General features: G+C 74.0%; 19 protein-coding genes. 4 read left to right on the top strand and 15 right to left on the bottom strand.

Going from position 1 to position 25013, the window contains the following annotated elements:
- Positions 1–8: 8 nt before the first annotated feature.
- From ABT354_RS22420 to ABT354_RS22395, 6 genes are all read right to left on the bottom strand, one after another.
- Positions 9–2384 carry an FHA domain-containing protein gene (locus tag ABT354_RS22420; RefSeq protein ID WP_351496503.1) on the bottom strand — a complete coding sequence of 792 codons (2376 nt, stop codon included), beginning with the start codon at positions 2382–2384 and terminating at the stop codon, positions 9–11.
- A 136-nt stretch (positions 2385–2520) separates the two neighbouring features.
- On the bottom strand, positions 2521–5625 hold the full coding sequence (locus ABT354_RS22415; RefSeq protein ID WP_351496501.1) for an alpha-mannosidase: 3105 nt from the start codon (positions 5623–5625) through the stop codon (positions 2521–2523).
- A 49-nt stretch (positions 5626–5674) separates the two neighbouring features.
- The gene (locus ABT354_RS22410) at positions 5675–7015 is read right to left on the bottom strand and encodes a 6-phospho-beta-glucosidase (RefSeq protein WP_351496499.1); all 1341 of its coding nucleotides are present in this window, start codon (positions 7013–7015) and stop codon (positions 5675–5677) included.
- 167 nt (positions 7016–7182) lie between these two features.
- Positions 7183–8193, bottom strand: a complete 1011-nt coding sequence (meaB, locus tag ABT354_RS22405; RefSeq protein ID WP_351496497.1) for a methylmalonyl Co-A mutase-associated GTPase MeaB — start codon at positions 8191–8193, stop codon at positions 7183–7185.
- Positions 8194–8196: 3 nt separating this feature from the next.
- Complete coding sequence (gene scpA / locus ABT354_RS22400) at positions 8197–10476, bottom strand: methylmalonyl-CoA mutase (RefSeq protein WP_351496495.1); 2280 nt, start codon at positions 10474–10476, stop codon at positions 8197–8199.
- On the bottom strand, positions 10476–12386 hold the full coding sequence (locus tag ABT354_RS22395) for a methylmalonyl-CoA mutase family protein (RefSeq protein ID WP_351496493.1): 1911 nt from the start codon (positions 12384–12386) through the stop codon (positions 10476–10478). The genes scpA and ABT354_RS22395 overlap by 1 nt, the downstream gene beginning before the upstream one ends.
- A 257-nt stretch (positions 12387–12643) precedes the next feature.
- Here ABT354_RS22395 and ABT354_RS22390 point away from each other — a divergent pair, with 257 nt between their 5' ends.
- Positions 12644–13435, top strand: a complete 792-nt coding sequence (locus tag ABT354_RS22390) for a carbon-nitrogen hydrolase family protein (protein ID WP_351496491.1) — start codon at positions 12644–12646, stop codon at positions 13433–13435.
- A gap of 107 nt (positions 13436–13542) precedes the next feature.
- On the opposite strand, the gene ABT354_RS22385 is transcribed toward ABT354_RS22390, so the two are convergent.
- Complete coding sequence (locus ABT354_RS22385) at positions 13543–15057, bottom strand: MFS transporter (protein WP_351496489.1); 1515 nt, start codon at positions 15055–15057, stop codon at positions 13543–13545.
- 265 nt (positions 15058–15322) lie between these two features.
- Between ABT354_RS22385 and ABT354_RS22380 the strand changes: the two genes are divergently transcribed.
- The 3 genes from ABT354_RS22380 (at position 15323) to ABT354_RS22370 (ending at position 17728) form a co-directional block, all read left to right on the top strand.
- Positions 15323–15574: a WhiB family transcriptional regulator gene (locus ABT354_RS22380; RefSeq protein WP_351496487.1), complete on the top strand. Its 252-nt coding sequence runs from the start codon at positions 15323–15325 to the stop codon at positions 15572–15574.
- Between the two features lie 145 nt (positions 15575–15719).
- Positions 15720–16115, top strand: a complete 396-nt coding sequence (locus ABT354_RS22375) for a hypothetical protein (RefSeq protein ID WP_351496485.1) — start codon at positions 15720–15722, stop codon at positions 16113–16115.
- Positions 16116–16333: 218 nt separating this feature from the next.
- A complete protein-coding gene (locus ABT354_RS22370; protein WP_351496483.1) occupies positions 16334–17728 on the top strand; it encodes an NADP-dependent succinic semialdehyde dehydrogenase in 1395 nt (464 codons plus the stop codon).
- A 40-nt stretch (positions 17729–17768) separates the two neighbouring features.
- On the opposite strand, the gene ABT354_RS22365 is transcribed toward ABT354_RS22370, so the two are convergent.
- The 8 genes from ABT354_RS22365 to dhaK form a co-directional block, all read right to left on the bottom strand.
- Positions 17769–19046, bottom strand: coding sequence for a globin domain-containing protein (locus ABT354_RS22365; protein WP_351496481.1), 1278 nt, complete (start codon positions 19044–19046; stop codon positions 17769–17771).
- A 252-nt stretch (positions 19047–19298) separates the two neighbouring features.
- Positions 19299–20081: a glucosamine-6-phosphate deaminase gene (gene nagB / locus ABT354_RS22360; protein ID WP_351496479.1), complete on the bottom strand. Its 783-nt coding sequence runs from the start codon at positions 20079–20081 to the stop codon at positions 19299–19301.
- 125 nt (positions 20082–20206) lie between these two features.
- Positions 20207–20422 (bottom strand): hypothetical protein, encoded by a 216-nt coding sequence (locus tag ABT354_RS22355; protein WP_351496477.1) that lies wholly within the window; start codon positions 20420–20422, stop codon positions 20207–20209.
- Positions 20423–20588: 166 nt separating this feature from the next.
- A complete protein-coding gene (locus ABT354_RS22350) occupies positions 20589–21236 on the bottom strand; it encodes a class F sortase (protein ID WP_351496475.1) in 648 nt (215 codons plus the stop codon).
- 142 nt (positions 21237–21378) lie between these two features.
- Positions 21379–22287 carry a hypothetical protein gene (locus ABT354_RS22345; protein WP_351496473.1) on the bottom strand — a complete coding sequence of 303 codons (909 nt, stop codon included), beginning with the start codon at positions 22285–22287 and terminating at the stop codon, positions 21379–21381.
- Positions 22288–22515: 228 nt separating this feature from the next.
- Positions 22516–22926, bottom strand: coding sequence for a PTS-dependent dihydroxyacetone kinase phosphotransferase subunit DhaM (locus ABT354_RS22340; protein ID WP_351496599.1), 411 nt, complete (start codon positions 22924–22926; stop codon positions 22516–22518).
- Positions 22927–22928: 2 nt separating this feature from the next.
- Positions 22929–23567: a dihydroxyacetone kinase subunit DhaL gene (gene dhaL, locus ABT354_RS22335; RefSeq protein WP_351496471.1), complete on the bottom strand. Its 639-nt coding sequence runs from the start codon at positions 23565–23567 to the stop codon at positions 22929–22931.
- A 29-nt stretch (positions 23568–23596) separates the two neighbouring features.
- The gene (gene dhaK, locus ABT354_RS22330; RefSeq protein ID WP_351496597.1) at positions 23597–24583 is read right to left on the bottom strand and encodes a dihydroxyacetone kinase subunit DhaK; all 987 of its coding nucleotides are present in this window, start codon (positions 24581–24583) and stop codon (positions 23597–23599) included.
- Positions 24584–25013: the final 430 nt, after the last annotated feature.

The following is a 25013-nucleotide window of genomic DNA, read 5'->3' as shown; positions in this document are numbered from 1 at the left end:
GCGGGTCGTCACTTCCGCATCACGGCGGGCTCACGCCGCCGCAGCAGCCAGGTGACGAGCACACCGAAGAGCACCGACAGCGCCACCAGCATGCCCATATTGGTCAGCCACACCCCGACGGAGTGGCGGAAGAGGGGATCGGCGGCGACCGCCTCCGGCACGATCCTGGCGAGTCCGACGGTGCCCGCCATCGCCCCCAGCGCCCAGCGGGAGGGGACCAGCCAGGCCAGCTGTTCGACCACCGGCATGCCGCCCACCTTGAGCAGGGCTCCGCAGAAGACCACCTGCACGATGGCGAGCAGCACCAGCAGCGGCATGGTGACCTCCTCCTTGCGCACCAGCGCGGAGACCAGCAGCCCGAGCATCATCGCGGTGAACGACAGCAGCGCCACCGCCAGGGTGATCTCCAGGAGCGGTGGCATCAGCACGCCCCGGCCGCCGGGTGCGTTGAGGTCGACCCCCGCGAGCGCGACCAGGGTCAGCACGATCGCCTGGACGACGGTGATCGTCCCCAGCACGACCACCTTGGACATCAGATAGGCGGAACGGGAGAGTCCCACGGCCCGTTCCCGCTGGTAGATGACGCGTTCCTTGACGAGTTCGCGGACCGCGTTGGCCGCGCCGGTCAGGACCCCGCCGATACAGAGGATCAGCAGCGCGTTGACGGCGGTCGTCCGGGTCAGGGCGCTGCCCGCCAGTGCGCGGGCCATCGCGCCCATGACGAACGGCAGGGCGATCATGATGGCGATGAAGGTACGGTCCGCCGAGAGCGCGGCGGCATAGCGCCGGACCAGGGTCCACAGCTGGGTGCCCCAGCTCTGGGGCTTGGGCGGCGGTGCGGGGGGTGTGCCCGCCTCCTGGCCGGGGCGCGGCGCGGAGGGGGCGGGGCGGGACCCGGCCCCGTACCGCTCATGGAAGCGGGAGGCCGCGTACTCCCCGGCCCAGTCCCGGTCCCGGTCCCGCTCGAACGCCTCGAAGGCGGCGGGCCACTGGGCGAAGCCGAAGAAGGGCAGTGCGTCCTCGGGCGGCCCGTAGTAGGCGATCCGGCCGCCGGGGGCCAGCACCAGCAGCCGGTCGCAGAGGTCGAGGCTCAGCACACTGTGGGTGACCACGATGACGGTCCGTCCGTCGTCGGCGAGCCCGCGCAGCATCTGCATCACCGAGCGGTCCATCCCGGGGTCGAGGCCCGAGGTGGGCTCGTCCAGGAAGAGCAGGGACGGCTTGGTCAGCAGCTCCAGCGCGACACTGACCCGTTTGCGCTGACCGCCGGAGAGGCTGTGGATGTGCTGATCGGCCCGCTCCTCCAGGCCCAGCTCGCGGATGACCTGGGTGACTCGCTCGGTCCGTTCGGACCGCTCGGTGTCCTGGGGGAAGCGCAGCTCGGCGGCGTAGCCGAGGGCGGCCCGCACGGTGAGCTGGGTGTGCAGGATGTCGTCCTGCGGGACCAGGCCGATGCGCCGCCGCAGCTCGGCGTAGTCGCGGTAGAGGTCGCGCCCGTCGTAGAGCACGGCGCCGTGGTCGGCGGGGCGCAGCCCGGTGAGCGCGCCCAGCAGGGTCGACTTGCCCGCGCCGCTGGGGCCGACGACGGCGAGCAGGCACTTCTCGCCGACGGGGAAGGAGACATGGTCGAGCAGGGTCTTGCGGCCCTGGTCAACGGTGACGGTCAGCTCCGTCACATCGAGCGAGACCTCGCCGGTGTCCAGATACTCCTGGAGTTCGTCGCCGACCAGCCGGAACATCGAGTGGCCGATGCCGATGGCGTCGTCGCCGCCGATCGGGGCGGTGGTGACGGGGGAGCCGTTGACGAAGGTGCCGTTGTGGGAGCCGACGTCGGCGATCTCGAAGCCGCCGCCGGGCCGGGCGCGCAGTTCGGCGTGGTGGCGCGAGACGGTCAGATCGTCCAGGACGAGATCGTTGTCGGGGGAGCGGCCGATGCGCACGGTCCGTACCGGCAGGGGGTGCACGGCGGTCGGCGGGCGCAGGACGGCGGTGCCGGAGGGATGCGGCGGGGCGCCGGAGGGGGGTGGCGGGGTGTCCGCGACGGCGGTCGGTGCGCGGACGGTGAGCACCGCGCGGGGGCCGTCGGCGGGGCTGCCGAAACGGATCTCGCTGCCCGGGCCGATGTCCCAGGCGTGCACCCGGCGGCCGTCGGCGAAGGTGCCGTTGGTGCTGTTCTCGTCCTCCAGCGTCCAGTGGCCGTCCTCGGGGTGCAGTACCGCGTGGTGCCAGGAGACCCGGGCGTCCTGGAACACGATGTCGCTGGTGGGGTCGCGCCCGACGAGGTAGTCCCGGCTCGGCGTCATCACCGTGGTGCCGCTGTCGGTGGTGAGCACGAGTTCCGGCGGGACCGAAGGGATCGGAGCGGCGACGGACCGCGCTGCCATGGTCGAATTCTATCGAGTCGTCCCCTTTGCTGCCCGATCGGGCCCCGCTGTCGCTCGATCGGGCCCGTTCGATCGGGTCCCCCCGCCCGATCGGGCGGCGCATCCGCCGACCGGACGGGGGGACGGCCCGCTCCGGCTACCCGGGGACGGGGGTCCGGGAGATCCGCAGGGTGAGGATCTGGAACGGCCGGAGCGCGAGGGGGAGGCCACCGTCCGTCACCGGCAGCGCCCCGCCGCCCTCCTCCGGCGGCAGCGGTCGCTCCAGCAGATCCGTGACGACCGCCCCGGCGGCCGGGAAGCCGGTCCTCAGCACCCCCTCGGCCCGTCCGCCGAGGCTCTCGTAGAGCCGGACCACCACATCGCCGGAGCCGTCGTCGGCGAGCTTCACCGCCTCCACGGTCACCCCGGGGTGGTCGGTGCTCACCACCGGTTCCCGCCCGGCCCCGGCGGCGGCCACCCGCAGCGGCAGATTGAGCGCGTACCCCTCCCGGACCGCGTCCTCGACCCGGGCCCCCGGCAGCAGGGAGTAGACCAGCCGGTGACGGCCCTGGTCGGCCTCCGGGTCGGGCACCCGGGGCGCGCGCACCAGACTCAGCCGGACCGTGGTCGTCGTCCCGCCGTCGTCCCGGGTGGTCCGGGTGACATCGTGGCCGTAGGTCGAGTCATTGATCACCGCGACGCCGTACCCCGCCTCGCCGATATGGACCCAGCGGTGCTGGAAGAGTTCGAAACGGGCCGCGTCCCAGCTGGTGTTGGTGTGGGTGGGCCGGTGCACATGGCCGAACTGGATCTCGGCGGTGGAGCGGTCCGCCCGCAGATCGACGGGGAAGGCCACCTTGAGGATCTTCTCCGACTCGTGCCAGTCGATGTCGGTCTCCACATCGATCCGCCGGCTGCCCGCCCGGACGGTCACCGTCTGGGTGATCCGCGAGCCCCGGCCGAAGGCGCGCTCCACCCGGACCGCGCCCACCAGCGGCCCTTCGGCCACCACGGTCACACTCTCCGCCGCCCGCAGATCCGTGCCCCCGTGCCGGTAGTGGCTGTCGAGGTCCCAGGCGTCCCACCGGTTGGGGAGATCGCCATGGAGCCGCAGCGCGTTCCCCGGCCCGGCCAGCACTTCCCGCCCGGTGGTCACCTCGTGCCCGGTGGTCACCTCGTGCCCGGCGGTCAGATCCCGTACCGACACGAGGGTGCCGTCCTCGGCGAACTCGACCCGCACCAGGCCGTTCTCCAGCACCCGGCCCACCGCCGTCACCGGGTGCGGCGGCCCGGCCGCCGCACCCAGCGGGGCGTCGCCGCCGGCCGGGACCTCCGTCCAGCGCGGGCCGTCCGCCGTCGCCACCACCTCCGCCCGGTCGTACGGCGAGGTGTTGAAGACCCGGGGACCACCCGGCCCCAGCGCCGCCAGAGCCCCGGCGATCAGCTCCTCCAGCTCCCCGGCGACCCGCGCGTACTCCGCCTCCGCCTCCCGGTGCACCCAGGCGATCGAGGACCCCGGCAGGATGTCGTGGAACTGATGCAGCAGCACCGTCTTCCAGAGCCGGTCCAGCTCCTCGTACGGATAGCGGTACTCCGCCGAGTGCAGGGCGGCGGCGGTCGCCCACTGCTCCGCCTCCCGCAGCAGATGCTCGCTGCGGCGGTTGCCCCGCTTGGTCCTCGCCTGGGTGGTGTACGTGGCCCGGTGCAGCTCCAGATACAGCTCGCCCGACCAGACCGGCGCGTCCGGGTACTCCGCCCGCGCGGCGGCGAAGAAGGCGTCCGGGTGCTCGATACGGACCCGCGCCGAGCCGTCGAGATCGGCCAGCCGCCGCGCCCGCTCCACCATCTCCCGGGTCGGACCGCCCCCGCCGTCACCATGGCCGAACGGCACCAGCGACCGATTGCTGCCGCCCTTGTCCCGGTGGTTCCGTACGGCGTGCGCCACCTCACGGCCGGTGAACTCGGCGTTGTACGTGTCCACCGGCGGGAAGTGGGTGAAGATCCGGGTGCCGTCGATCCCCTCCCACCAGAAGGTGTGGTGCGGCAGCCGGTTGGTCTGGTTCCACGACATCTTCTGCGTCAGGAACCAGTCGTTCCCCGCCAGCTTCGCCAACTGCGGATAGGCCGCCGTGTAGCCGAAGGAGTCCGGCAGCCACACCCCCCGGGTCTCCACCCCGAAGTGCTCCAGGAAGAAACGCTTGCCATGGACGAACTGCCGGGCCATCGCCTCGCCGCCGGGCAGATTGCCGTCCGACTCCACCCACATCCCGCCGACCGGGGCGAAGTGCCCCCGCGCCACCGCCTCGGTGATCCTCTCCCACACCCCCGGGTAGTCGTCCCGGACCCACGCGTACTGCTGCGCCTGGGAGCAGGCGAAGACGAACTCCCCGTACTCCTCGCCCAGCGCGGTGGCGTTGGCGAAGGTCCGCGCCGCCTTCCGCTTGGTCTCCCGGACCGGCCACAGCCAGGCACTGTCGATATGCGCGTGCCCCACCCCGGAGAGGGTGTGGGCGCTGGCGTGCGCGGGCCGGGCGAGGGCCGGGGCCAGCACCCGCCGCGCCCGCGCCGCAGAGCCGGAGACATCGTCCAGGTCCAGGGCGTCCATCGCCCCGTCGAGCGCCCGCAGCAGCTCATGGCGGCGCGGCTCGTGGTCGCCCAGCTCCAGCGCCAGCTCCCGCAGCACCGCCACATCCAGGGCCAGCCGCCACACCTCCTCGTCCAGGACGGCGAGATCGGCCCGGGTGAGGACATGGAGCGGAGCACGGCCCGCCGTCGCCGGATCGCCCAGCGGGGTCGGTACGAAGCCCTGCCCCAGGATGTCCGGGTTGGAGGCGGCCTCCAGGAACAGCTCGACCCGCTCGCCCCCGGCCGCCGGGCGGGCCACCGGCACCTGGCGGTTCTGCGGATTGACCGCCTTCAGCGGGACGCCCTCGGGGGTGAGGACCAGGGCCTCCGCCTGGAAACCGGGGCCCGCCCCGGTGAAGCCGAGATCGAAGACGGCCTCCACCCGGCTCCCCGCCCACTCCTCGGGCACGGTGCCCCGGGCCCGGAACCAGGTGGTGCCCCAGGGCGGACCCCAGGGCGTCCCGGTCGTGATCGGCTCGAACGGCTCGGCCAGGGCCTCCGCGAAGGGCACCGGCTCCCCCGGCGCCTCCCAGAAGGACAGCTCCAGGGGGACGGAATCGGCGTACACGGCCGGCTGGATGCGCTGGAGGAGGACCCTCTCGACCCGGTCCTCGATCCTGCGGCGTTCATCGTGCATCGACACCTCCATGTGTCGTCCGCGGTCCTGCTCAGAGCCCTGCGGGGGTTCAGCGGAGATACGCCAGGGTGGGATGGGCGGCGGTGTACGCGTCGACCAGCCGGCGGGCCACCGCCACCGAGTCCACCAGCGGATGGAGGGCGAAGGCCCGTACCGCCCGGTCCCGGGAGCCGCTCTCCGCCGCCGCGAGGATCTCCCGCTCCACCGCCTTCACCGCGCCCACCAGGGCCGCGGCGGGGGCGGGCAGCGGCTCCACCGCCACCGGGTGGGCGCCGTTCGCGTCCACCAGACAGGGCACCTCGACCACCGCGTCCGCGTCGAGCGGGGCGAGCACGCCCCGGCCCCGGACATTGAGGATCAGGGTGGCCCGCCGGTCCTGGGCGATGGCCCGCATCAGGGCGAGGGCGACCTGCTCGTAGCCGCCCGACTCCAGGTCCGCCGCCTCCCGCTCACCCGCCCCGGCCGCCTGCCGGCTGTGCGCCATATAGGTGGCCTCCCGCTCGGCCCGGGTCCGCTCCCAGGTCGCGAGCGCGGGGGCACCGGGCCGCTCCAGCGTCCGGTAGAAGGCGTCCTGCTGCCGCTGGAGAAAGGCGCCCCGGGTCAGCTCCGCCTCCCGGTAGGCGCGGACCGCCTCCCGGTTGAAGTAGTAGTAGTGCAGATACTCATTGGGGATCGCGCCCAGCGACCGCAGCCACTCGGCGCCGAAGAGCCGCCCCTCCTCGAACGAGCCCAGCAGCACGGGGTCGGCCAGCAGCTCCGGGAGCCGGTCACGGCCCGCCACCCGCACCCCGCGCAGCCAGCCCAGATGGTTGAGGCCCGCATAGTCGAACCACGCCGTCCCCGGGTCCACCCCGAGGACCCGGGCCACCCGCTTGCCGAGCCCCACCGGGGAGTCACAGATCCCGATCACCCGGTCGCCCAGGTGACGGGCCATCGCCTCGGTGACCAGACCCGCCGGATTGGTGAAGTTGATGACCCAGGCGTCCGGCGCGATCCGGGCCACCCGGCGGGCGATCTCCTCGGCGACCGGGACCGTCCGCAGCCCGAAGGCGATCCCGCCCGCGCCGACCGTCTCCTGCCCCAGCACCCCCTCCGCCAGCGCGATCCGCTCATCGGCGGCGCGGCCCGCGAGACCGCCCACCCGGATCGCGGAGAAGACGAAGTCCGCACCGCGCAGCGCCTCGTCCAGGTCGTGGACCACCTCCACCACGGGCGCGTCGGGCACCCCGGCGGCCTGGTCGGCGAGGACCCGCGCGACGGCGGAGAGCCGGCCCGCGTCCACATCGTGGAGCACCACCCGGTCGACCCGGCCCTCGCCCCGGTCGGCGAGCAGCGCCCCGTACACCAGGGGCAGCCGGAAACCGCCGCCGCCCAGGATGGTGAGCCTCATCGGTGCCTCATCCGTTCTCCCGACCTCTCGCCGGCCCCGGCCCGGCCCGGCTCGGTCCCGGGCGCGGGGGCCGTGCCCGCCGTCCTCCCCAGCAGTACCCGGACGGCCCGGGCGCTATCCGGACGGCACGCCGCGAAGCGCCCCGCACAGATCTCCGGAACCCGTCGTCACCCGGGCGGGTCGGCCCCCGGCCCCGTACCGCCGAAGGCCGCCAGGATGTGCTCCGCCGCCAGGGTCGCCGTCAGCTCCCCCTCCCGTACCCGCCGCTCCAGACCGGGGGCCAGCGCCCGTACCCCCGGATGGGCGCGCAGCCGGTCCCGCAGCTCATCCTGGACCATCGACCAGACCCAGTCGATCTGCTGCTCCCGCCGCTTGGCCGCGAGCCGCCCGGTCGCGTCCAGCAGCGCCCGATGGGCCTCCACCCGCTCCCAGACCTCCGTCAGCCCGCCGCCCTCGCGCGCGCTGCACGACAGCACCGGCGGATTCCAGGCGGCGTCCACGGGATGCATCAGCCGCAGCGCGCCCGCCAGCTCCCGGGCCGCCGCCCGCGCGTCCCGCTCATGCGGACCGTCCGCCTTGTTCACCGCGATCACATCGGCCAGCTCCAGCACACCCTTCTTGATCCCCTGGAGCTGGTCCCCGGTCCGCGCCAGCGTCAGCAGCAGAAAGGTGTCGACCATATTGGCGACGGCGGTCTCCGACTGGCCGACGCCGACCGTCTCCACCAGCACCACGTCGTACCCCGCGGCCTCCATCACCACCATGGTCTCCCGCGTCGCACGGGCCACCCCGCCCAGCGTCCCCGAGGTGGGGGAGGGGCGGACAAAGGCCGCCGGGTCGGTCGCCAGCCGCTCCATCCGGGTCTTGTCCCCGAGGATCGAACCCCCCGTACGGCTCGACGAGGGATCCACCGCCAGCACCGCCACCCGCAGCCCCCGGGAGGTCAGCAGGGTGCCCAGGGCGTCGATGAAGGTGGACTTGCCCACCCCCGGCACCCCGCTGACACCCACCCGCACCGCCCGCCCCGACGCGGGCAGCAGCCGGGTCAGCAACTGCTGGGCCAGCGCCCGGTGGTCCGGCCGGGTGGACTCCACCAGAGTGATGGCGCGGGCGATCCGGGCCCGTGAGCCCTCCCGCACCCCCTCGGCGTAATCGTCGACATCGATCGTCCGCGCCATCGGCTACAGCTCGTGGCCGAGAGCGGCGGAGACCTTGCGCACCAGGTCGTACGCGGCGTCCGGGATCACCGTGCCCGGCGGGAAGACCGCCGCCGCGCCCGCCTCCAGCAGCGTCGGCACATCCTGCGGCGGGATCACCCCGCCCACCACGATCATGATGTCCTCGCGTCCCTCCGCGGCCAGCTCCTCCCGCAGCGCGGGCACCAGCGTCAGATGCCCCGCCGCCAGCGAGGAGACCCCCACCACATGGACATCGGCCTCCACCGCCTGCCGGGCCACCTCGCCCGGGGTCTGGAAGAGCGGGCCGACATCGACATCGAACCCCAGATCGGCGAAGGCCGTGGCGATCACCTTCTGACCCCGGTCATGCCCGTCCTGCCCCATCTTGGCGACCAGGATCCTCGGACGGCGGCCCTCCGCCTCCTCGAACCCCGCCACCAGCAGACGGGTCCGCTCCACCGCGGGGGACGACCCCGCCTCGTTCCGGTACACACCGGAGATGGTACGGATCTGGCCCGAGTGCCGTCCGTACACCCGCTCCAGGGCGTCCGAGATCTCCCCGACCGTCGCCATCGCCCGTGCCGCCTCCACCGCCAGCGCCAGCAGATTGCCCTCCAGCTCCGGACCCGGCTCCCGCCCGGCCGCCTCCGTCAGCGCCCGCAGCGCCTCCTGACAGGCGCTCTCGTCCCGCTCGGCGCGCAGCCGCCGCAGCTTCTCGATCTGCTGGGCGCGCACCGACGAGTTGTCGACCTTGAGCACCTCGATCTGCTCATCGGAGTCCACCCGGTACTTGTTCACCCCGATCACCGGCTGCCGCCCGGAGTCGATCCGCGCCTGGGTACGCGCCGCCGCCTCCTCCACCCGCAGCTTGGGGATGCCCGCGTCGATCGCCCGGGCCATCCCGCCGGCCGCCTCGACCTCCGCGATATGGCTCCACGCCCGGCGCGCCAGATCGTGCGTCAGCCGCTCCACATAGGCGCTGCCGCCCCACGGGTCGATCACCCGGCAGGTCCCCGACTCCTGCTGGAGCAGCAGCTGGGTGTTGCGGGCGATCCGCGCCGAGAAGTCCGTCGGCAGGGCCAGCGCCTCGTCCAGCGCGTTGGTGTGCAGCGACTGGGTGTGCCCCTGGGTCGCGGCCATCGCCTCCACACAGGTACGGGTCACATTGTTGAACACGTCCTGCGCCGTCAGCGACCAGCCCGAGGTCTGGGAGTGCGTCCGCAGCGACAGCGACTTGGGGTTCCGCGGCCCGAACTCCTTCACCAGCTTCGCCCAGAGCAGCCGGGCCGCCCGCAACTTGGCGACCTCCATGAAGAAGTTCATCCCGATCGCCCAGAAGAACGACAGCCGGGGCGCGAAGGCGTCCACATCGAGACCGGCGCCGATCCCCGCCCGCAGATACTCCAGACCGTCGGCGAGGGTGTACGCCAGCTCCAGATCGGCCGTCGCCCCGGCCTCCTGGATGTGGTAGCCCGAGATCGAGATGGAGTTGTAGCGGGGCATCCGCCGCGAGGTGTAGGCGAAGATGTCCGAGATGATCCGCATCGAGGGGCCGGGCGGATAGATATAGGTGTTGCGGACCATGAACTCCTTGAGGATGTCGTTCTGGATGGTCCCCGCCAGCTTCTCCGGCGGCACCCCCTGCTCCTCGGCGGCCACGATGTACAGCGCCAGGACGGGCAGGACCGCGCCGTTCATCGTCATCGACACCGTCATCCGGTCCAGCGGGATCCCGTCGAACAGCTGACGCATGTCGTAGATCGAGTCGATCGCCACCCCGGCCATGCCGACATCGCCCGTCACCCGGGGGTGGTCACTGTCGTACCCCCGGTGGGTCGGCAGGTCGAAGGCGACGGAGAGCCCCTTCTGACCGGCGGCCAGATTCCGCCGGTAGAAGGCGTTCGACTCCTGGGCGGTGGAGAAACCGGCGTACTGCCGCACGGTCCAGGGCTGGTTGACATACATCGTCGGGTACGGGCCGCGCAGATACGGCGCGGTGCCCGGGAAGGTGTGCAGGAAGTCCAGGCCGACCAGATCCCGGCCGGTGTACAGCGGCTTCACCCCGATGCCCTCGGGGGTCTCCCACACCAGGGCGTCCGGGTCCTGACCGGTGGCCTCCTTCACGGCCGTACGCCAGCGCTCCTCGGGGACCGCGCCGCCGGGTGCGCCGCCGGAGTCCAGCGGGACGCCGGTGAAGTCGGGGATGCCGCCGGGAACGCCCCCCGACGGGCCCTCGGGCACGGTGTCCGTAACACCCTCGGGATTGCCCTGGGGGATGCTCATCACGCCACTCCGATCAGATCCAGCGCGGCGGTGAGGACACCCACGGCGTCCCCGCCCGCGTACACAAAGGCGTCCACCGCCGCGGGCGGCTCCGCCGGGGGCCGTCCCGCCAGATACACCCGCCGGGCGCCCGCCCCCCGCAGCGCCCCGGCCACCGGGGCGGCCTCCTCCGCGTAGCGCGCGTCGCTGGAGCACAGACACGCCAGCTCCGCCCCGCTCGCCGCGAACGCGCCCGCCACCGTCGCCGCGTCCACCGACACCGGGTCGTGGACCGGCTCGATCCCGCCCGCCCGGAAGAGGTTGGCGGCGAAGGACGCCCGCGCGGTGTGCGCCGACGCCGGGCCGAGCGCGGCCAGGAAGACCCGGGGACGGGCGCCGGTCGCCGCCAGATGCGCGTCGGAACGGGCCCGCAGCGCCTCGAACGCCTCGTCGCGGCGGACCCTCGGCAGCCCGCCCGAGGGCGGCGCGGGCGCCGGATCGCGCTCCAGCGGCGCCTCGTCGAGCAGCGGGAACTCGCTCACCCCGGTCACCGGCTCGGCCCGCCGGGCCAGCCGCCGCGACCGCTGCTCCCAGGCCGCGCCGATCCGCTCGGCCACCAGACCCGAACGGGCCGCCGCGAGCTGGCCGCCCGCCCCCTCGATCTCCTGGAACCACGCCCAGGCGGCCCGCGCCAGATCGTCGGTGAGCCGCTCCACGTACCAGGAGCCGCCCGCCGGGTCGATCACCCGGCCGATGTGCGCCTCATCGATCAGCACCGAGGAGGTGTTCCGGGCGATCCGCCGGGCGAAGTCGTCCGGCAGCCCGGCCGCGTGGTCGAAGGGGAGGACGGTGACCGCGTCCGCGCCACCGACCCCGGCGGCCAGCGAGGCCACCGTCGTGCGCAGCATGTTCACCCAGGGGTCGCGCCGGGACATCATCACCGGTGAGGTCACCGCGTGCTGGAGCTGCGCCCCGGCGGCGGGCGCGCCGCAGGCCTCCGCGACCCGGGCCCAGATCCGGCGCGCGGCGCGCAGCTTGGCGATGGTCAGGAACTGGTCGGCGGTGGCCGCGTAGCGGAACTCCAGCTGGCGCAGGGCGGCCGGGACATCGAGCCCGGCGCCGGTCAGCGAGCGCAGCAGGGCGACCCCGGTCGCCAGGGAGCAGCCCAGCTCCTGGGCGGGGGTGGCGCCCGCCTCGTGGTACGGCAGGGCGTCGACCACCAGCGCCCGCAGCCCGGGGCGGGTGGCGGCGCAGCGGCGGGCCAGTTCGACGGCGGCGGCGGTCCGCTCGGGCACGGTGTCGTACGCGCCGGTCCGTGCGGCGTGGCCGAGCGGGTCGGCGCCCAGATTGCCGCGCGCGTCGGTCGTGCCCCGCTCGTCGAGGATCCGCAGCCACTCCCGGCCCGCCCGCTCGAACTCCGCCCCGGCGTCGAGCACCACGGGCGCGAGGTCGAGCAGTACGCCCTCCACGGCGGTGCCGAGCGAGCCGGTCGGCACACCGGAGGCCCCGGCCGTGAGCCAGAGCGAGGTGACGCCGTTCTCCAGGTCGGCGAGGATCGCGTCCCGGGTACGGACGGGGTCGGGCCGGTCGTGGCGCTGGCGGATGTCCCAGCCCCCGGCGGCGCCGCCGTCGGGCCTGGCGCCCCGGGTGAAGGGGGCGAAGCCGGGGAAGCCGTCCGCGTCGCCGCCGGCCGGCGCGGGGGAGTCCGCCGTGCCCGCTGTGTCTGCCGTGCCCGCTGTTTCCGCCGTGTAGAGGGGCCGGGTGGTGATCCCGTCCTCCAGCGCCGTGGCGAGGGCATCCTCGGCCTCGGCGCCGGTCACCTCCCGGCCCGCCTTGCGCAGCACACCGGCGACCAGATTCCGCCAGGAGTCGTGCGAGGTGTCGGGGAAGTCGGCGGCCAGTGTGAACCCGTCGTCGGGGAGGACCGTCATGCCCCGGATGCTAGGACATGCGCACAAAGCGCCGGGAGGGGCCCCGGCTGTGAGCTAGGTGACCCATGGCGGTACTTGATCGACAATCAGTGATGGACTAGCCGGTACGGGGCCGGTGCGGAAGCACTTGTACGGGTCGGTGTACGGGTCCGGTGTACGGGACGGTGTACGGGTCCGGGGTACGGGGCACGTGTCCGCTCGGGCACGGGTGCGCGACCATGGAGGCGGTACGCCGTTCCCCCACCCCGAGGACGCCCATGCGCATCGCCCTGAGCCAGCTCACCACCGGCCCCGACCCCGAGGCGAATCTCGCCGCCGTACGGGAGGGCGCCGGGCGCGCCGCCGAGGCGGGTGCGCGTCTGGTCGCCTTCCCGGAGGCCACCATGGCCTGTTTCGGCACCCCGCTGGCCCCGCTGGCCCAGCCGCTGGACGGCCCCTGGGCGACGGAGGTGCGCCGGATCGCCGCCGACGCGGGGGTGGTCGTCGTCGCCGGGATGTTCACCCCGGCCTCCGGGGGCCGGGTCACCAACACCCTGCTGGCCACCGGGCCCGGGGTCGAGGCGGCCTATGACAAGATCCATCTGTACGACGCCTTCGGCTTCACCGAGTCCCGGACCGTGGCGGCCGGCTCCGAGGTGGTCACCATCGAGGTGGACGGTGTCCGGGTCGGCCTCGCCACCTGCTACGACATCCGGTTCCCCGAGCTGTTCCGGGCCCATGCGGACGCGGGGGCCCGGCTCACCGTGGTGCCCGCCTCCTGGGGCGCGGGGCCGGGCAAGCGGGAGCAGTGGGAGCTGCTGGTCCGGGCCCGCGCGCTGGACGCCACGCTCTGGGTCGCGGCGGTCGGCCAGGCGGACCCGGCGGCGTCCGGTCTGCCGGTGCCGGAGCGGACTCCGGTGGGCATCGGCCACAGTACGGTCGCGGGGCCCGACGGCACGGTCCGGGCGCGGCTGGACGAGGCGCCGGGGCTGCTGATCGCGGAGGTGGATCCGGCGGAGGCGGATGCGGTGCGCAGGCAGATTCCGGTGCTGGCGAACCGTCGGCTCTGAGGCCGGGGGCCTCGGGGTGCGGGGGTCGGTGCGGTGGCCTTGCGGGGGCCTGGGGTCGTGGGTCGGTGCGGCTCCGTCGTGGTCGGGCGCGCAGTTCCCCGCGCCCCTCAGGGGCGTTCCGGCCGGGATAGGTGGGTCGGTGCGGCGGCGTTGTGGCTGGTCGCGCGGTTCCTCGCGCCCCTGGCGGTGCGTTCCGGCTCGCGTGCCCGCGCGGCTGAGGGCGACGGGAGGAAGAGGGCCAGGATCATGCCCGCCGTGACCGCCGCCGCGGCCAGGGCGAAGGAGATGCGGAAGCCCTCGGGGCCCGGCACCGGGACGCCGTCGAGGGGGATCGCGGTCCGGGCCAGCACCATGCCCACGACCGCGCTCGACACCGCCGTCCCGACCGATCGCATCAGCGCGTTCAGCCCGTTGGCCGCGCCGGTCTGCGAGGGATCCACCGCCGCCGTGATCAGCGCGGGCAGTGCCGCGTACGCCAGCCCGATGCCCGCGCCGAGCACCACCGCGACCAGCACCGTGTGCCAGACGGCGCTCATCAGCACGATGCCCGCGCCGTACCCGACCGTCATCACCGCCATCCCGGCGAGCAGCGCGGCCCGCGCCCCGTACCGCCGGGAGAGCCGTGCGTACACCGGGGACACCAGCATCATCGTCACCCCCAGCGGGGCGAGACAGAGCCCCGCCGTCACCATCGGCTGCCCCAGCCCGTACCCGGTCGAGGTGGGCAGTTGCAGCAGGGGCGGCAGGACCAGCGATATCGCGTAGAACGCCACCCCGAGCATCAGCGAGGCCAGATGGGTCAGCAGCACCTCGCGGCGGGCGCTGGTCCGCAGATCGACCAGGGGGGCCGGGCAGCGCAGCTCCCAGATCCCCCACACCGTCAGGACCAGCGCCGCGACCGCGAACAGGGACAGGACCCGCGGGGAGGTCCAGCCCCACTCGTCGCCCTTGGTGACCGGCAGCAGCAGGGCGACCATGCCCGCGGTGAGCCCGAACGCCCCCGGGAGGTCGAAGCCGCCGCGCGCCCGTCCCGGTCCCCCCGGCACCAGTGCCAGGGTGGCCGTGATCGCGAGCACTCCCGTCCCGGCCGACCCGTAGAACAGCATGTGCCAGTCGGTGTGCTGGGCCACCAGCGCCGCCAGCGGCAGCGCCAGCCCGCCGCCCACGCCGATGGAGGAACTCATCACCGCCATGCCCGAGGCCAGCCGCTCCCCGGGCAGGACATCGCGCATGATGCCTATGCCGAGGGGTATCACGCCCATCCCGAACCCCTGGAGCACCCGGCCGATCAGCATCGGCACCAACTGGTCGGTGACCGCGCAGACCAGCGAGCCGAGCACCATGACGCCCAGGCTGACCACGAGCATGCGGCGCTTTCCGTGGAGGTCGCCGAGCCGGCCCATCACCGGGGTGGCCACCGCCCCCGCGAGAAGGGTGCCGGTCAGTACCCAGGTGGCGTTGGCGGGAGTGGTGTCCAGCAGGACCGGTAGATCGGTGATGACCGGCACCAGCAGGGTCTGCATCACGGCGACCGTGATCCCCGCGAACGCGAGGACCGGCACCACCCCGCCGGTTCCCCGGGCGACCTCCCGTAGGACCGGCTCCGCTGACCTCTGCGGCATGCGTACGCCCTCTCGTGGCGGGTGCGGTGCGGTGCGGTGTGTGCGGTGTGTGCGGTGCGGATCGTGCGCGGTGTGTGCGGTGTGGATCGTGCGCGGCGGGGCCGCGATCGATGGCCAGAACGATAAACGGGTGAGCCGTTCTCCGGCTTGAGTCGTTGTTCCACGGGACGGGGGTACCCGACGGCACACAGGACACCGAAGGTGAGGACGTGTGATGCACCGGCTTCCGGAACGGATTGCTCCAGGCCCCATGGGCCGGGACACGATGACCTGGCAGACCGCCGCCGCCTGCACGGACGAGGATCCGGAACTGTTCTTCCCGGTCAGCGGCACCGGCCCCGGGGCCGATCAGGTGGCCCGCGCGCGACAGGTGTGCGAGCGCTGTCCGGTGGTACAGGACTGCTTCGACTGGGCGGAACGCACCGGACAGCGCACCGGGGTGTGGGGCGGTGTCCTCGCCACCCAGCGGCGCTCCGTCCGCCGCCCGGCCGGGTACCGGCCCGCGCGCCCCTGCTGACCCGCGCCGAGGTCCCGGAGCGCGCCGGGTGGGCCGGATGGCCCGCCGAGGTGCACCCCGCCCGCCCCCGGGTGAGCCTGGAGGCACGGCGGGCGACGCCCCGGTCCCGCCGTACCCCGCCGCGTACGGAGAGCGAGGACCCAGGGTGAACAGCAGTGAGCGGCATCCCTCGCCGGTCGTGGTGACCATCGCGGGCTGCGCCAGGGAGGACGCGGACACCGTCTTCCACGCCCTGGGCCGGGCGTACCGGTCCGACCGCGCCCATGACGACACACCGGACTATGTGACCGAGGGCCACACCACGGTCTGGACCGCGACCTTCGAGGTCACCGGGGAGTCCCCGGTGAAGGCCCCGGTACGGCTCACCGCGCCCGTCGAGGCCGAGCTCCAGGGCGGGTACTGGGCGGTCGACCGGCTGCGCGAGGCGCTGGCGGCGTCGTTCGTCGTCCAGGACCAGGGGATGGCGGCGGGTGACCAGGAGAAGGATGTACAACTGCGGCTGGAGAGCGGCCGAGGCGCCCCTGCCCCTGACATGACATGACATGACCTGACCTGACCTGACCTGACCTGACCTGACCTGACCTGACCTGGCTTGGCCTGGCCTGATGTGACGACCTGCTGTCATCCGTACGGCCGAATCCGCCCGATCCGCCCGAGCTGCCCGATCCGCCCGAGCTGCCTGATCCATCTGATCCGCCTGATCCGCCTGATCCGCCCGGCCGGGACGCCGCCCGGCCGACCGTGAGACAAGGACCCCTGATGCCCATCGCCACGGTGAACCCGGCCACCGGGGAGACCCTGCGGAGCTTCGAGCCGCTGGACCCCGAGGGCATCGAGGAGTCACTCACCCGTGCCCGGGACGCCTTCGAGGAGAACCGCACCACCGACCTCGCCACCCGTGCCCGCCTCCTGGAGCGGACCGCCGAACTCCTCGACCACGACCGCGCGGCCATCGCCCGCACCATGACCCTGGAGATGGGCAAGCCCATCGCCGCCGCCCGTGCCGAGGCCGCCAAGTGCGCCAGGGCGATGCGCTGGTACGCGGCCCACGCCGCCGGACTCCTCGCCGACGAGCACCCCTCGGAGGCCGACGCCGGGGAGTCGGGCGCCACCCGGGTGGTGGTGCGCCACCGGCCGCTCGGGGTGGTCCTCGCCGTCATGCCCTGGAACTTCCCCCTCTGGCAGGTGATCCGCTTCGCCGCCCCCGCCCTCATGGCGGGCAACACCGGTCTGCTCAAGCACGCCTCCAATGTGCCGCAGACCGCGCTCTACCTGGAGGAGCTGTTCCGGCGGGCGGGCTGGCCCGAGGGCTCCTTCCAGACCCTGCTGATCGGCTCCGGCGCCGTCGAGGCCGTGCTGCGCGACCCCCGGGTGGCCGCCGCGACCCTCACCGGGAGCGAACCCGCCGGGCGCGCGGTCGCCGCCGTCGCGGGTGACGAGATCAAGAAGACCGTGCTGGAACTCGGCGGCAGCGACCCGTACATCGTGATGCCCTCCGCCGATGTGGCGCGGGCCGCCGACACCGCCGTCGTCGCCCGGACACAGAACAACGGCCAGTCCTGTATCGCCGCCAAACGGTTCCTGGTCCATACCGATGTCCACGACGCCTTTGTCGAACGCTTCACGGAGGGGATGCGCGTTCTGACCGTGGGGGACCCGCTGGAGGAGTCCACGCAGGTCGGACCGCTCGCGCTGGAGCAGGGCCGGGCGGATCTCGCCGCCCTGGTCGACGACGCCGCCGAGCGTGGCGCCCGGGTCCTCACCGGCGGACGGCGCCCCCCGGCGCTGGACCGGGGCTGGTTCTACGAGCCCACCGTCATCACCGGTGTCGACCCCGGGATGCGGGTCCACCGCGAGGAGACCTTCGGCCCCGTGGCCACCGTCTACCGGGTGCACGGGGTGACCGAGGCGGTCGCCCTCGCCAATGACACCCCGTTCGGGCTCAGCTCCACCGTCTGGACCCGGGAGCCCGGGGAGATGGAACGGTTCGCCCGGGACATCGAGGCCGGCGGTGTCTACTTCAACGGGATGACCGCCTCCCATCCCGCCTTCCCCTTCGGCGGGATCAAGCGCTCCGGCTACGGCCGGGAGCTGGCGGGCCAGGGCATCCGTGAGTTCTGCAATGTCACCACCCTCTGGTACGGGGCGGAGTGACCCCGGCGTCCCCCTCGTCGGCTGCCGCTCCCGGCCCTGCTCAGCCGCCGGTGCGGTCCACCGCCAGGGGCAGATCCAGCGGGCGGGTACGTGCCGCCGGGTCGATCCAGGCCACCGGCACCGGGTCGAGGAAGGCCTCGGCGTGGGAGACATGCCCCCGGCGCCGGGCCGGACCCGGCTGGGGGTCCAGGACCAGCGCACCCGGCGGAAGACCGCACTCCGCCAGCAGCTCCACCGTCCCCCGGACGAACCCCGCCGGGCCGCAGAGGTAGACGGCCTCCCCGGCCCAGTCCCGCCGGGCCCGCAGATGGTCGTGGAGCCGCTCGGTGGCCCGCGCCCGGCCCTCGCCGCGCTCCTCGTACCAGCCGTGGACGGTGAGGTCCGGATGGTGCCGCAGCAGCCCGTCCAGGACGGCGCCGTCGTAGAAGTGCTCCTCGCCCCGGGCCACGGCCTCGACCCGGATCCGGGGGACGGGCCGGCGGGCGAGCAGTTCCGCCAGGACCGGCTTGACCGGGGCCCAGCCGGTGCCCGCCGCGATCAGGGTGACCGAGGCCGTGCCCGGCGGCGGGGCGAGCGCGGTGCCCGACGCGGCACCGATCCGCAGCACGGTCCCCGGCTCCGTACGGTCGCGGAGCGCGGTGCTGAGCGCCCCGCCGGGGACATGGGCGACATGGAACTCCAGGACCCGCTCCCGGTCCTCCGGGCCCGCGTCGCCCGCCAGCGAGTACGGGCGCCACACCCCCGGCAGCCCCGGGTGCTCGACGGTGGCGTACTGGCCGGGCAGCCAGGGGTACGGGGCATGGACGGCGGCACGGACGACCGAGGTGTGCCCGGCGTGCGTCCGGTGGGTGACGACGGTGGCCCGCCAGTGGGGCGGCTCCCCCTCGGCCACCGAGCGCGCGGCCCCCTCACGCATCGCCGCGACCATCACCCCGTACACCCGTACCCAGGCGGCCTGGGTGGGATCGTCCCAGGTGAGCGGGGAGTGCCGGGCGAGCGCGGCGACCAGGCTCCCGCCGACGGCCGTGTAGTCCGCGTCGACAATGCCGAACTTGCGGTGGTCCCGGCCGAGTTGTTCGAGATACGCCGGGAGCCCGGGATGGTCGAGCTGCTCCACGGCATGGACCAGCGCGCCGAACAGCCGGTCGTACTGCTCCTCCATGACCTCGGGGAAGAGCCCGCGCAGATGCGGATGGCGCTGGAACAGATGGGCGTAGAAGTACCGCACCACATGACCGGCCCGGCGTCGGACGCGCTCCAGGCTCTCCCGGACGAGTAAGCCGTCCTGCGCGGTGCCGTCGTCCCTGTCGTCGTCCATCACGTCCCCTGGGCTGCTCGAAGGCGCGTCCCCGGGACGCGCGACCGATGGGATGGAACCTGGTGCGGGGTGCTGTGGGTGCTACGGGTGCCGCACGGGCCGTACGGGCTGTGCGTGTCCTGCATGTCCTACGTGCTCTGTGTGCTCTGTGCGCTCCGCGTGCTCTCTGTGCCGGGGTGCGGACCCGGCCGATGGCGCGCCGGCGCACCACCCCTCGGCGGGACGGTACACCGGAGCGCCCCGGCTACGGTCTCAGATGCCCTGCCAGTCCGGCTTGGCGGCGAAGGTCGCCCGGAAGTAGTCGGCGAGCTTCAGCCGGGAGGCGGCGGCCTCGTCCACGACGACGGTGGCGTGCGGGTGGAGCTGGAGCGCGGAGGCGGGCACCAGGGCCGAGAGCGGGCCCTCGACGGAGAGCGCCACGGCGTCGGCCTTGGCCTCACCGGTGGCCAGCAGCACCAGGTGGCGGGCCTCCAGGATGGTGCCGATCCCCTGCGTGATCACATGGTGCGGGACCTCGTCCAGGCTGTCGAAGAACCGGGCGTTGTCCTTGCGGGTCTGCTCGGTGAGGGTCTTGATCCGGGTGCGCGAGGCGAGCGAGGAGCACGGCTCGTTGAAGCCGATGTGCCCGTCGGTGCCGATACCGAGCAGCTGGAGGTCGACCCCGCCCGCGTCGGCGAGCGCGCTGTCGTACGCGACACAGGCGGCGGCCACATCGTCGGTGGAGCCGTCCGGGCCCATGAACGAGTCCTCGGTCAGCCCCAGCGGCTCGACCACCTCGCGCAGCACCACCGAGCGGTACGACTCGGGGTGCCCGGCGGGCAGGCCCACGTACTCGTCGAGCTGGCATATCCGGGCCCGGCCCGCGTCGACCTCGGCGGCGCGCACCTTGGCGGCGAGCGCCTCGTAGATCGGCAGCGGGGTGGAGCCGGTGGCCACACCCAGCAGCGCATCGGGCTTGCGGCGCAGCAGGTCGGCCATGGCCTCGGCGATCAGCTCGCCGCCGGCGGCGGCATCCGGAACGATGACAACTTCCACGAGGATCCCTGTCTCTGTGTGCGTCTCGGTCTGCGCAATGGTGTAGACCAATCTACCGGGTGAGCAGGTGATCTGTCGCGTACCCGACCAGTTGATGGACAGCGGGACCGAGCCGGGGACGGACGTCAGAAGAGCGGGAGCTGCCCCGGGAAGCCGGGCGGTGCGAAACCGTCCAGAGCGGGCCGGAGCGCGGGGTCGTACGGTGCCTGGCGGCGCGACCCGGGGCAGGAGACCAGCTCGGCCGCTGTGCGGCGGCCCGCCGGGTCGTGCCGGGCGTACCGCCCCCCGACCAGGGCGATCTCTCGGCGGCAGACCGGGCACAGACGGCGGGGCGAGGACATGGGGAACAGTCTGCCAGCCGCCTCGGACAGTCACCCGGTGTTCCGTCGCTTGGCTGCGCTTACCTGCGTGTGCCCGGCTTTCCGCCGTGCCCGGCCGGACCGGGGTCTGCGGACCGGCGCGGACCGGCGCGGATGGACTGTGGAGGGAGGGAGGGCCCGGGTCCGCTCAGGCGGAGCCGATCAGATGGGCCGAGACGACCACATTGCTGTCGTACCCCGTGCCCCGGGTGAACCGGCCGGCGCAGGTGATCAGCCGCAGCTCGGGCCGGGGACCGTCCCGGTAGACCTCCCGCGCGGGAAAGTCCCGCCGGGGGTGCACGGCGACCCGGTCCACCGCGAAGACCGCCGTGGTGCCGTCGGCGCGGGTGATCTCGATCCGGCTGCCCGGCTCCAGCGAGCCGAGCGGATAGAAGACGGCGGGGCCGTCGGGGCCGTCGACATGGCCCACCACCACGGAGGTGCCCCGCTCACCGGGGGCGGCCGCCCCGGCGTACCAGCCCGCGGGCCCGCCCCCGGCGGCGCGCGGCGGATCGATCAGCCCGTCCGTGCCGAGCCCCACCGGGACCAGCGGGGCGTCCAGCCGGAGCGCGTCGATCACCAGCCGCTTCGGCACCGAGCGGGCGAGCGGTGCCACGGGCGCCCGTACCGCCGTCGCGGTCCCCCCGCCGGGCCCGGCGGCCCGGTCGCGGACCCCGAGCGCGCCGGTGCGCGGCGCCGGGGGAGCGGTGTCGGCAGGCCACAGCAGGAACACCCCGAACAGCAGCGCGCAGAGCAGGGCGAAACCCGTACCGCGCCGGGCGAGCGGGTGGTCCATGGCGGGAGACCTTCCGATGGGAGAGACCCCCGGTGGGGGAGCGGGCACGGCGGTGGCCCCGGGCGTCCAGAAGGCCGGGGGAGGACGGGATCCCGGGGATCATGCGCGCGGGCCCGGCTCACCGGCCACCCGGCTCACCGGCTCATCGGCCGCCCGCCGCCCGGCGCCGGTGGAGAAGGAGGGCACCACCGCAGGCCACCCCCGCGAGCAGCGCGGCGCCGACGGCGGTGCGGGCCGGGCCGGGACCGTTCAGACTGCCGCCGTCGCCCGCGTGGACCCCGCCGCCCGGCTTCTGCGGCACGGCGGGCTCCCGCTGCCCCGCACCGCCGGGCTCCGTACCGTGCTCGTCCCCGCCCTGCTGCTCGCTGTGCCCCGCGTCGCCCGATCCGGCCTCGTCACCGGAGCCGGTGGCCTCGTCCAGCCCATCGAGCCCCTCCAGTCCCTCCAGCCCCTCCAGGCCTTCGAGTCCGCCGGTCTCCTCCAGACCGTCCAGCCCGCCCTGACTGTCCAGACCCTCCAAACCACCCGGAGGTGTCACCGGGACCACCGGCTCTTCGAGACCGCCGAGTCCACCCGCTCCGTCCGAGGTCCCGCCCGAGGTTCCGTCCGACGCCCCGGGTGTCTCCGCAGCCGGTTCCTCGGCCGGTGTCCGGGTGCGGGACGCGCTCCCGTTCACGGCCAGCGTGGCGGTGCCCTTCTCCCCGGCGCAGTCGAAGACGACCTCGTACGCCCTTCCGGGCCGCGCGTTCTGGAAGACGGTGGCGGTCGCGGGCAGCCCCAGATCCAGGGTGACCGTCTCGAAGGCGGCCGACGACGCGGTCACGGAGGGTGCCGAGCACTCGGCCGCCGTCAGGGTCACCGCGTCCCCCGGGGCGACGGAGCGCGGGGACACCGTGAACCCGAAGGAGGTGACGGCACCGACCTCCTGACGGGGCGGCGGCTGCACCCCCGGGACCCGGTCGTCCCCGGCGGCGAACGCGGGCGGCGCGCCCAGCGAGAGGGCGGCGGCTCCGGCGAGGGAGAGGGACGCGGCACATATGGCGACACGCATGGTCGAAGGCTCCCCTGTGTAGGAAAGGCACAGTGGCTTCGACGCTAGGAGGGGGCGGGGACCGCCGCCACCGTACGGGGTCCGAACGGTGGTACGCCGCCCCGCGCGCCTGGGGCGCGTCCTCGCTGTCCCCTCCGGAGGCGCATCCCCCGGGTCACAGGGGCCGGCGCGGGGACCCGCACGGGCCCGGCGCCCCTGGCCCCTGCCCTACGGGCTCCGCCGGCGCGGTCACCCCTTGCGGTACTCGTACGCCTCCTCCGCCGCGCCCGCGACCGCGTCCAGATCGGCCCCCGCCGACGCCGCGACCAGCGCCGCCACCGCGCCCTCCACCAGGGGGGCGTCCACCAGACGGGTGTCCCGGGGCAGCCCGTCACCCTCCGCGAGCAGCGCCTTCACCGTGAGCACCGCGCTGCCGAGGTCCACCAGGACGGCGACCCCCGCCCCCCGGTCGACCTCGGCGGCGGCCCGCAGCACCAGCTCCGCACTGGTCCCGAGACCACCGTCCTCCGTACCACCGGCGGCGGCCACGGGCGCGAGCGCGCCCCCGCCCGCCAGCCCCTTCGCCATCTCCACGACCGAGCGCGCCACCGCACCGCTGTGCGAGACCAGCACGATGCCCACCGGCGCCGGTGTCCTCACCGTCACCGGCCGGCCCCCGTACCCGTCCCCCGGAGCTCGCGCGCCGCCTCCGCGAGCGCGTCGAGCAGCAGCGCGGACGAGGTCGCCCCCGGGTCCTGGTGCCCCATGCTGCGCTCACCCAGATAGCTGGCCCTGCCCTTGCGGGCCCGCATCGGCACCGTCGCCACCGCGCCCCGCCCGGCGGCGTCGGCCGCCTCCGCGAACCCCTCCGGGGACTCCTCCAGCGCCGTGACCGAGGGTTCCAGCGCGTCCAGCATCGTCTTGTCACCCGGCCGCGCCCCGCCGAGCCGGGCCACCGCGTCGACACCCGCCCGCAACGCCCCGGCCAGCTGCTCCGGGGTCACCTCGGGGGCGTCCCCCAGCTCCTTGCCCGCGCTGCGCAGGAGGGTCCCGTAGAGAGGCCCCGAGGCGCCGCCCACGGAGGAGATCAGCTGCCGTCCGGCGAGGATCAGCACCGCCCCCGGGGTGCCCGGGGTGTCCCGGTCCAGCGCCGCGACGACCGCCGCGAACCCCCGGCGGAGATTGCTGCCGTGGTCGGCGTCGCCGATCGCCGAGTCCAGCTCGGTCAGCCGCGCCTCCTCGCGTTCGACCGAACCGGCGCTGACGGCCAGCCAGCGGCGGAAGAAGTCGGTGTCGAGCACATCTGCTCCCTGAGGTCGATGCATCCGGTTCAACGGCCCCAGCGGAGCGCGGCGGTCTGCACCGGCGCGTCCCACAGCCGCAGCGTCTCCTCGTCGGCCTGGCAGAGCGTCACCGAGCAGCCGGCCATGTCGAGGGAGGTCACATAATTGCCGACGAGGTTACGTGCGACGGCCACCCCGCGTTCGGAGAGCCGCCGCCGCACCTCGGCGTTGAAGCCGTACAGCTCCAGCAGGGGGGTGCCGCCCATGCCATTGACGAGGACGAGCACCGGGCCGGTCGGCCGGCGGTCCTCCAGCAGGGTGTCGACGGTGAAGTCGGCGATCTCCCGCGAGGTCATCATGGCCCGCCGCTCCCGGCCCGGCTCCCCATGGATCCCGATGCCCAGCTCCAGCTCCCCGGGGGGAAGGTCGAACGTGGGCGACCCCTTCGCCGGGGTCGTCACCGCGCTCAGTGCCACCCCGAAGCTCCGCGAGGACTCGTTGACCCGCCGGGCGATGGCCTCCACCCGCTCCAGCGGGGCGCCCTCCTCGGCGGCGGCTCCGGCGATCTTCTCCACGAAGAGGGTCGCCCCGGTGCCCCGCCGGCCCGCCGTGAACGTACTGTCGGTGACGGCGACATCGTCGTCCACGACGACCTTCGCCAGCCGTACGCCCTCGTCCTCCGCCAGCTCGGTGGCCATCTCGAAGTTGAGGATGTCGCCCGTGTAGTTCTTGACGACGAAGAGCACCCCCTGACCGCTGTCCACGGCCGCCGCCGCCCGCACCATCTGGTCCGGAACGGGGCTGGTGAACACCTCCCCGGGACACGCGGCCGAGAGCATCCCCGGCCCCACGAACCCCCCGTGCAGCGGCTCGTGCCCGGACCCGCCCCCGGAGACCAGCCCCACCTTCCCCGCGACCGGCGCGTCCCGCCGGACGATGACCCGGTTCTCCACATCCACGGTCAGCTCGGGGTGGGCCGCCGCGATTCCCCGCAGCGCGTCGGCGACCACGGTCTCCGGGACGTTGATGAGCATCTTCAACTGTCTCTCCTCGGCAGGCTGGCGGACGGGCCCTGAGCTGTGCTTTCGCAGATCAGGATGGATACGGTCGGTTGGTGACCCTGGCGTTCCCTGGCGTTTCCGGCTTCCCGGCGCGAACACTCGGACCAGTATCAGGTGGGAGTGTCCCTCTACGGGATGGCGACGCGATCCGCGTCCGCACCTCGGCCCTGCTGTGCCCCGACGGTCCGCCGCCCGTGTGCCGGGGCGGCCGGGCAGGGGTGCGGGCCGTTGGCCTTCCCCTGGATGGCGGAGCGGATGAGGTCGCCCGGACGGGTGATGCCCTCACCCGCCGGTGATCATGTGACTGTGCTGTTCGTGTGACGAGTCCGAGCGCGCGGCCGCCGTCCCGCTCGGGCCGGGACGGCGGCCGCGCGGGGGGGCGGGTACCGTGGTGCCCCGGGGT

The organism is Streptomyces sp. NPDC000594 (genome assembly GCF_040299965.1).
Taxonomy (GTDB): domain Bacteria; phylum Actinomycetota; class Actinomycetes; order Streptomycetales; family Streptomycetaceae; genus Streptomyces.
The sequence above is the reverse complement of the archived record's forward strand: the minus strand, read 5'-3'. Positions and strand labels throughout refer to the sequence as shown.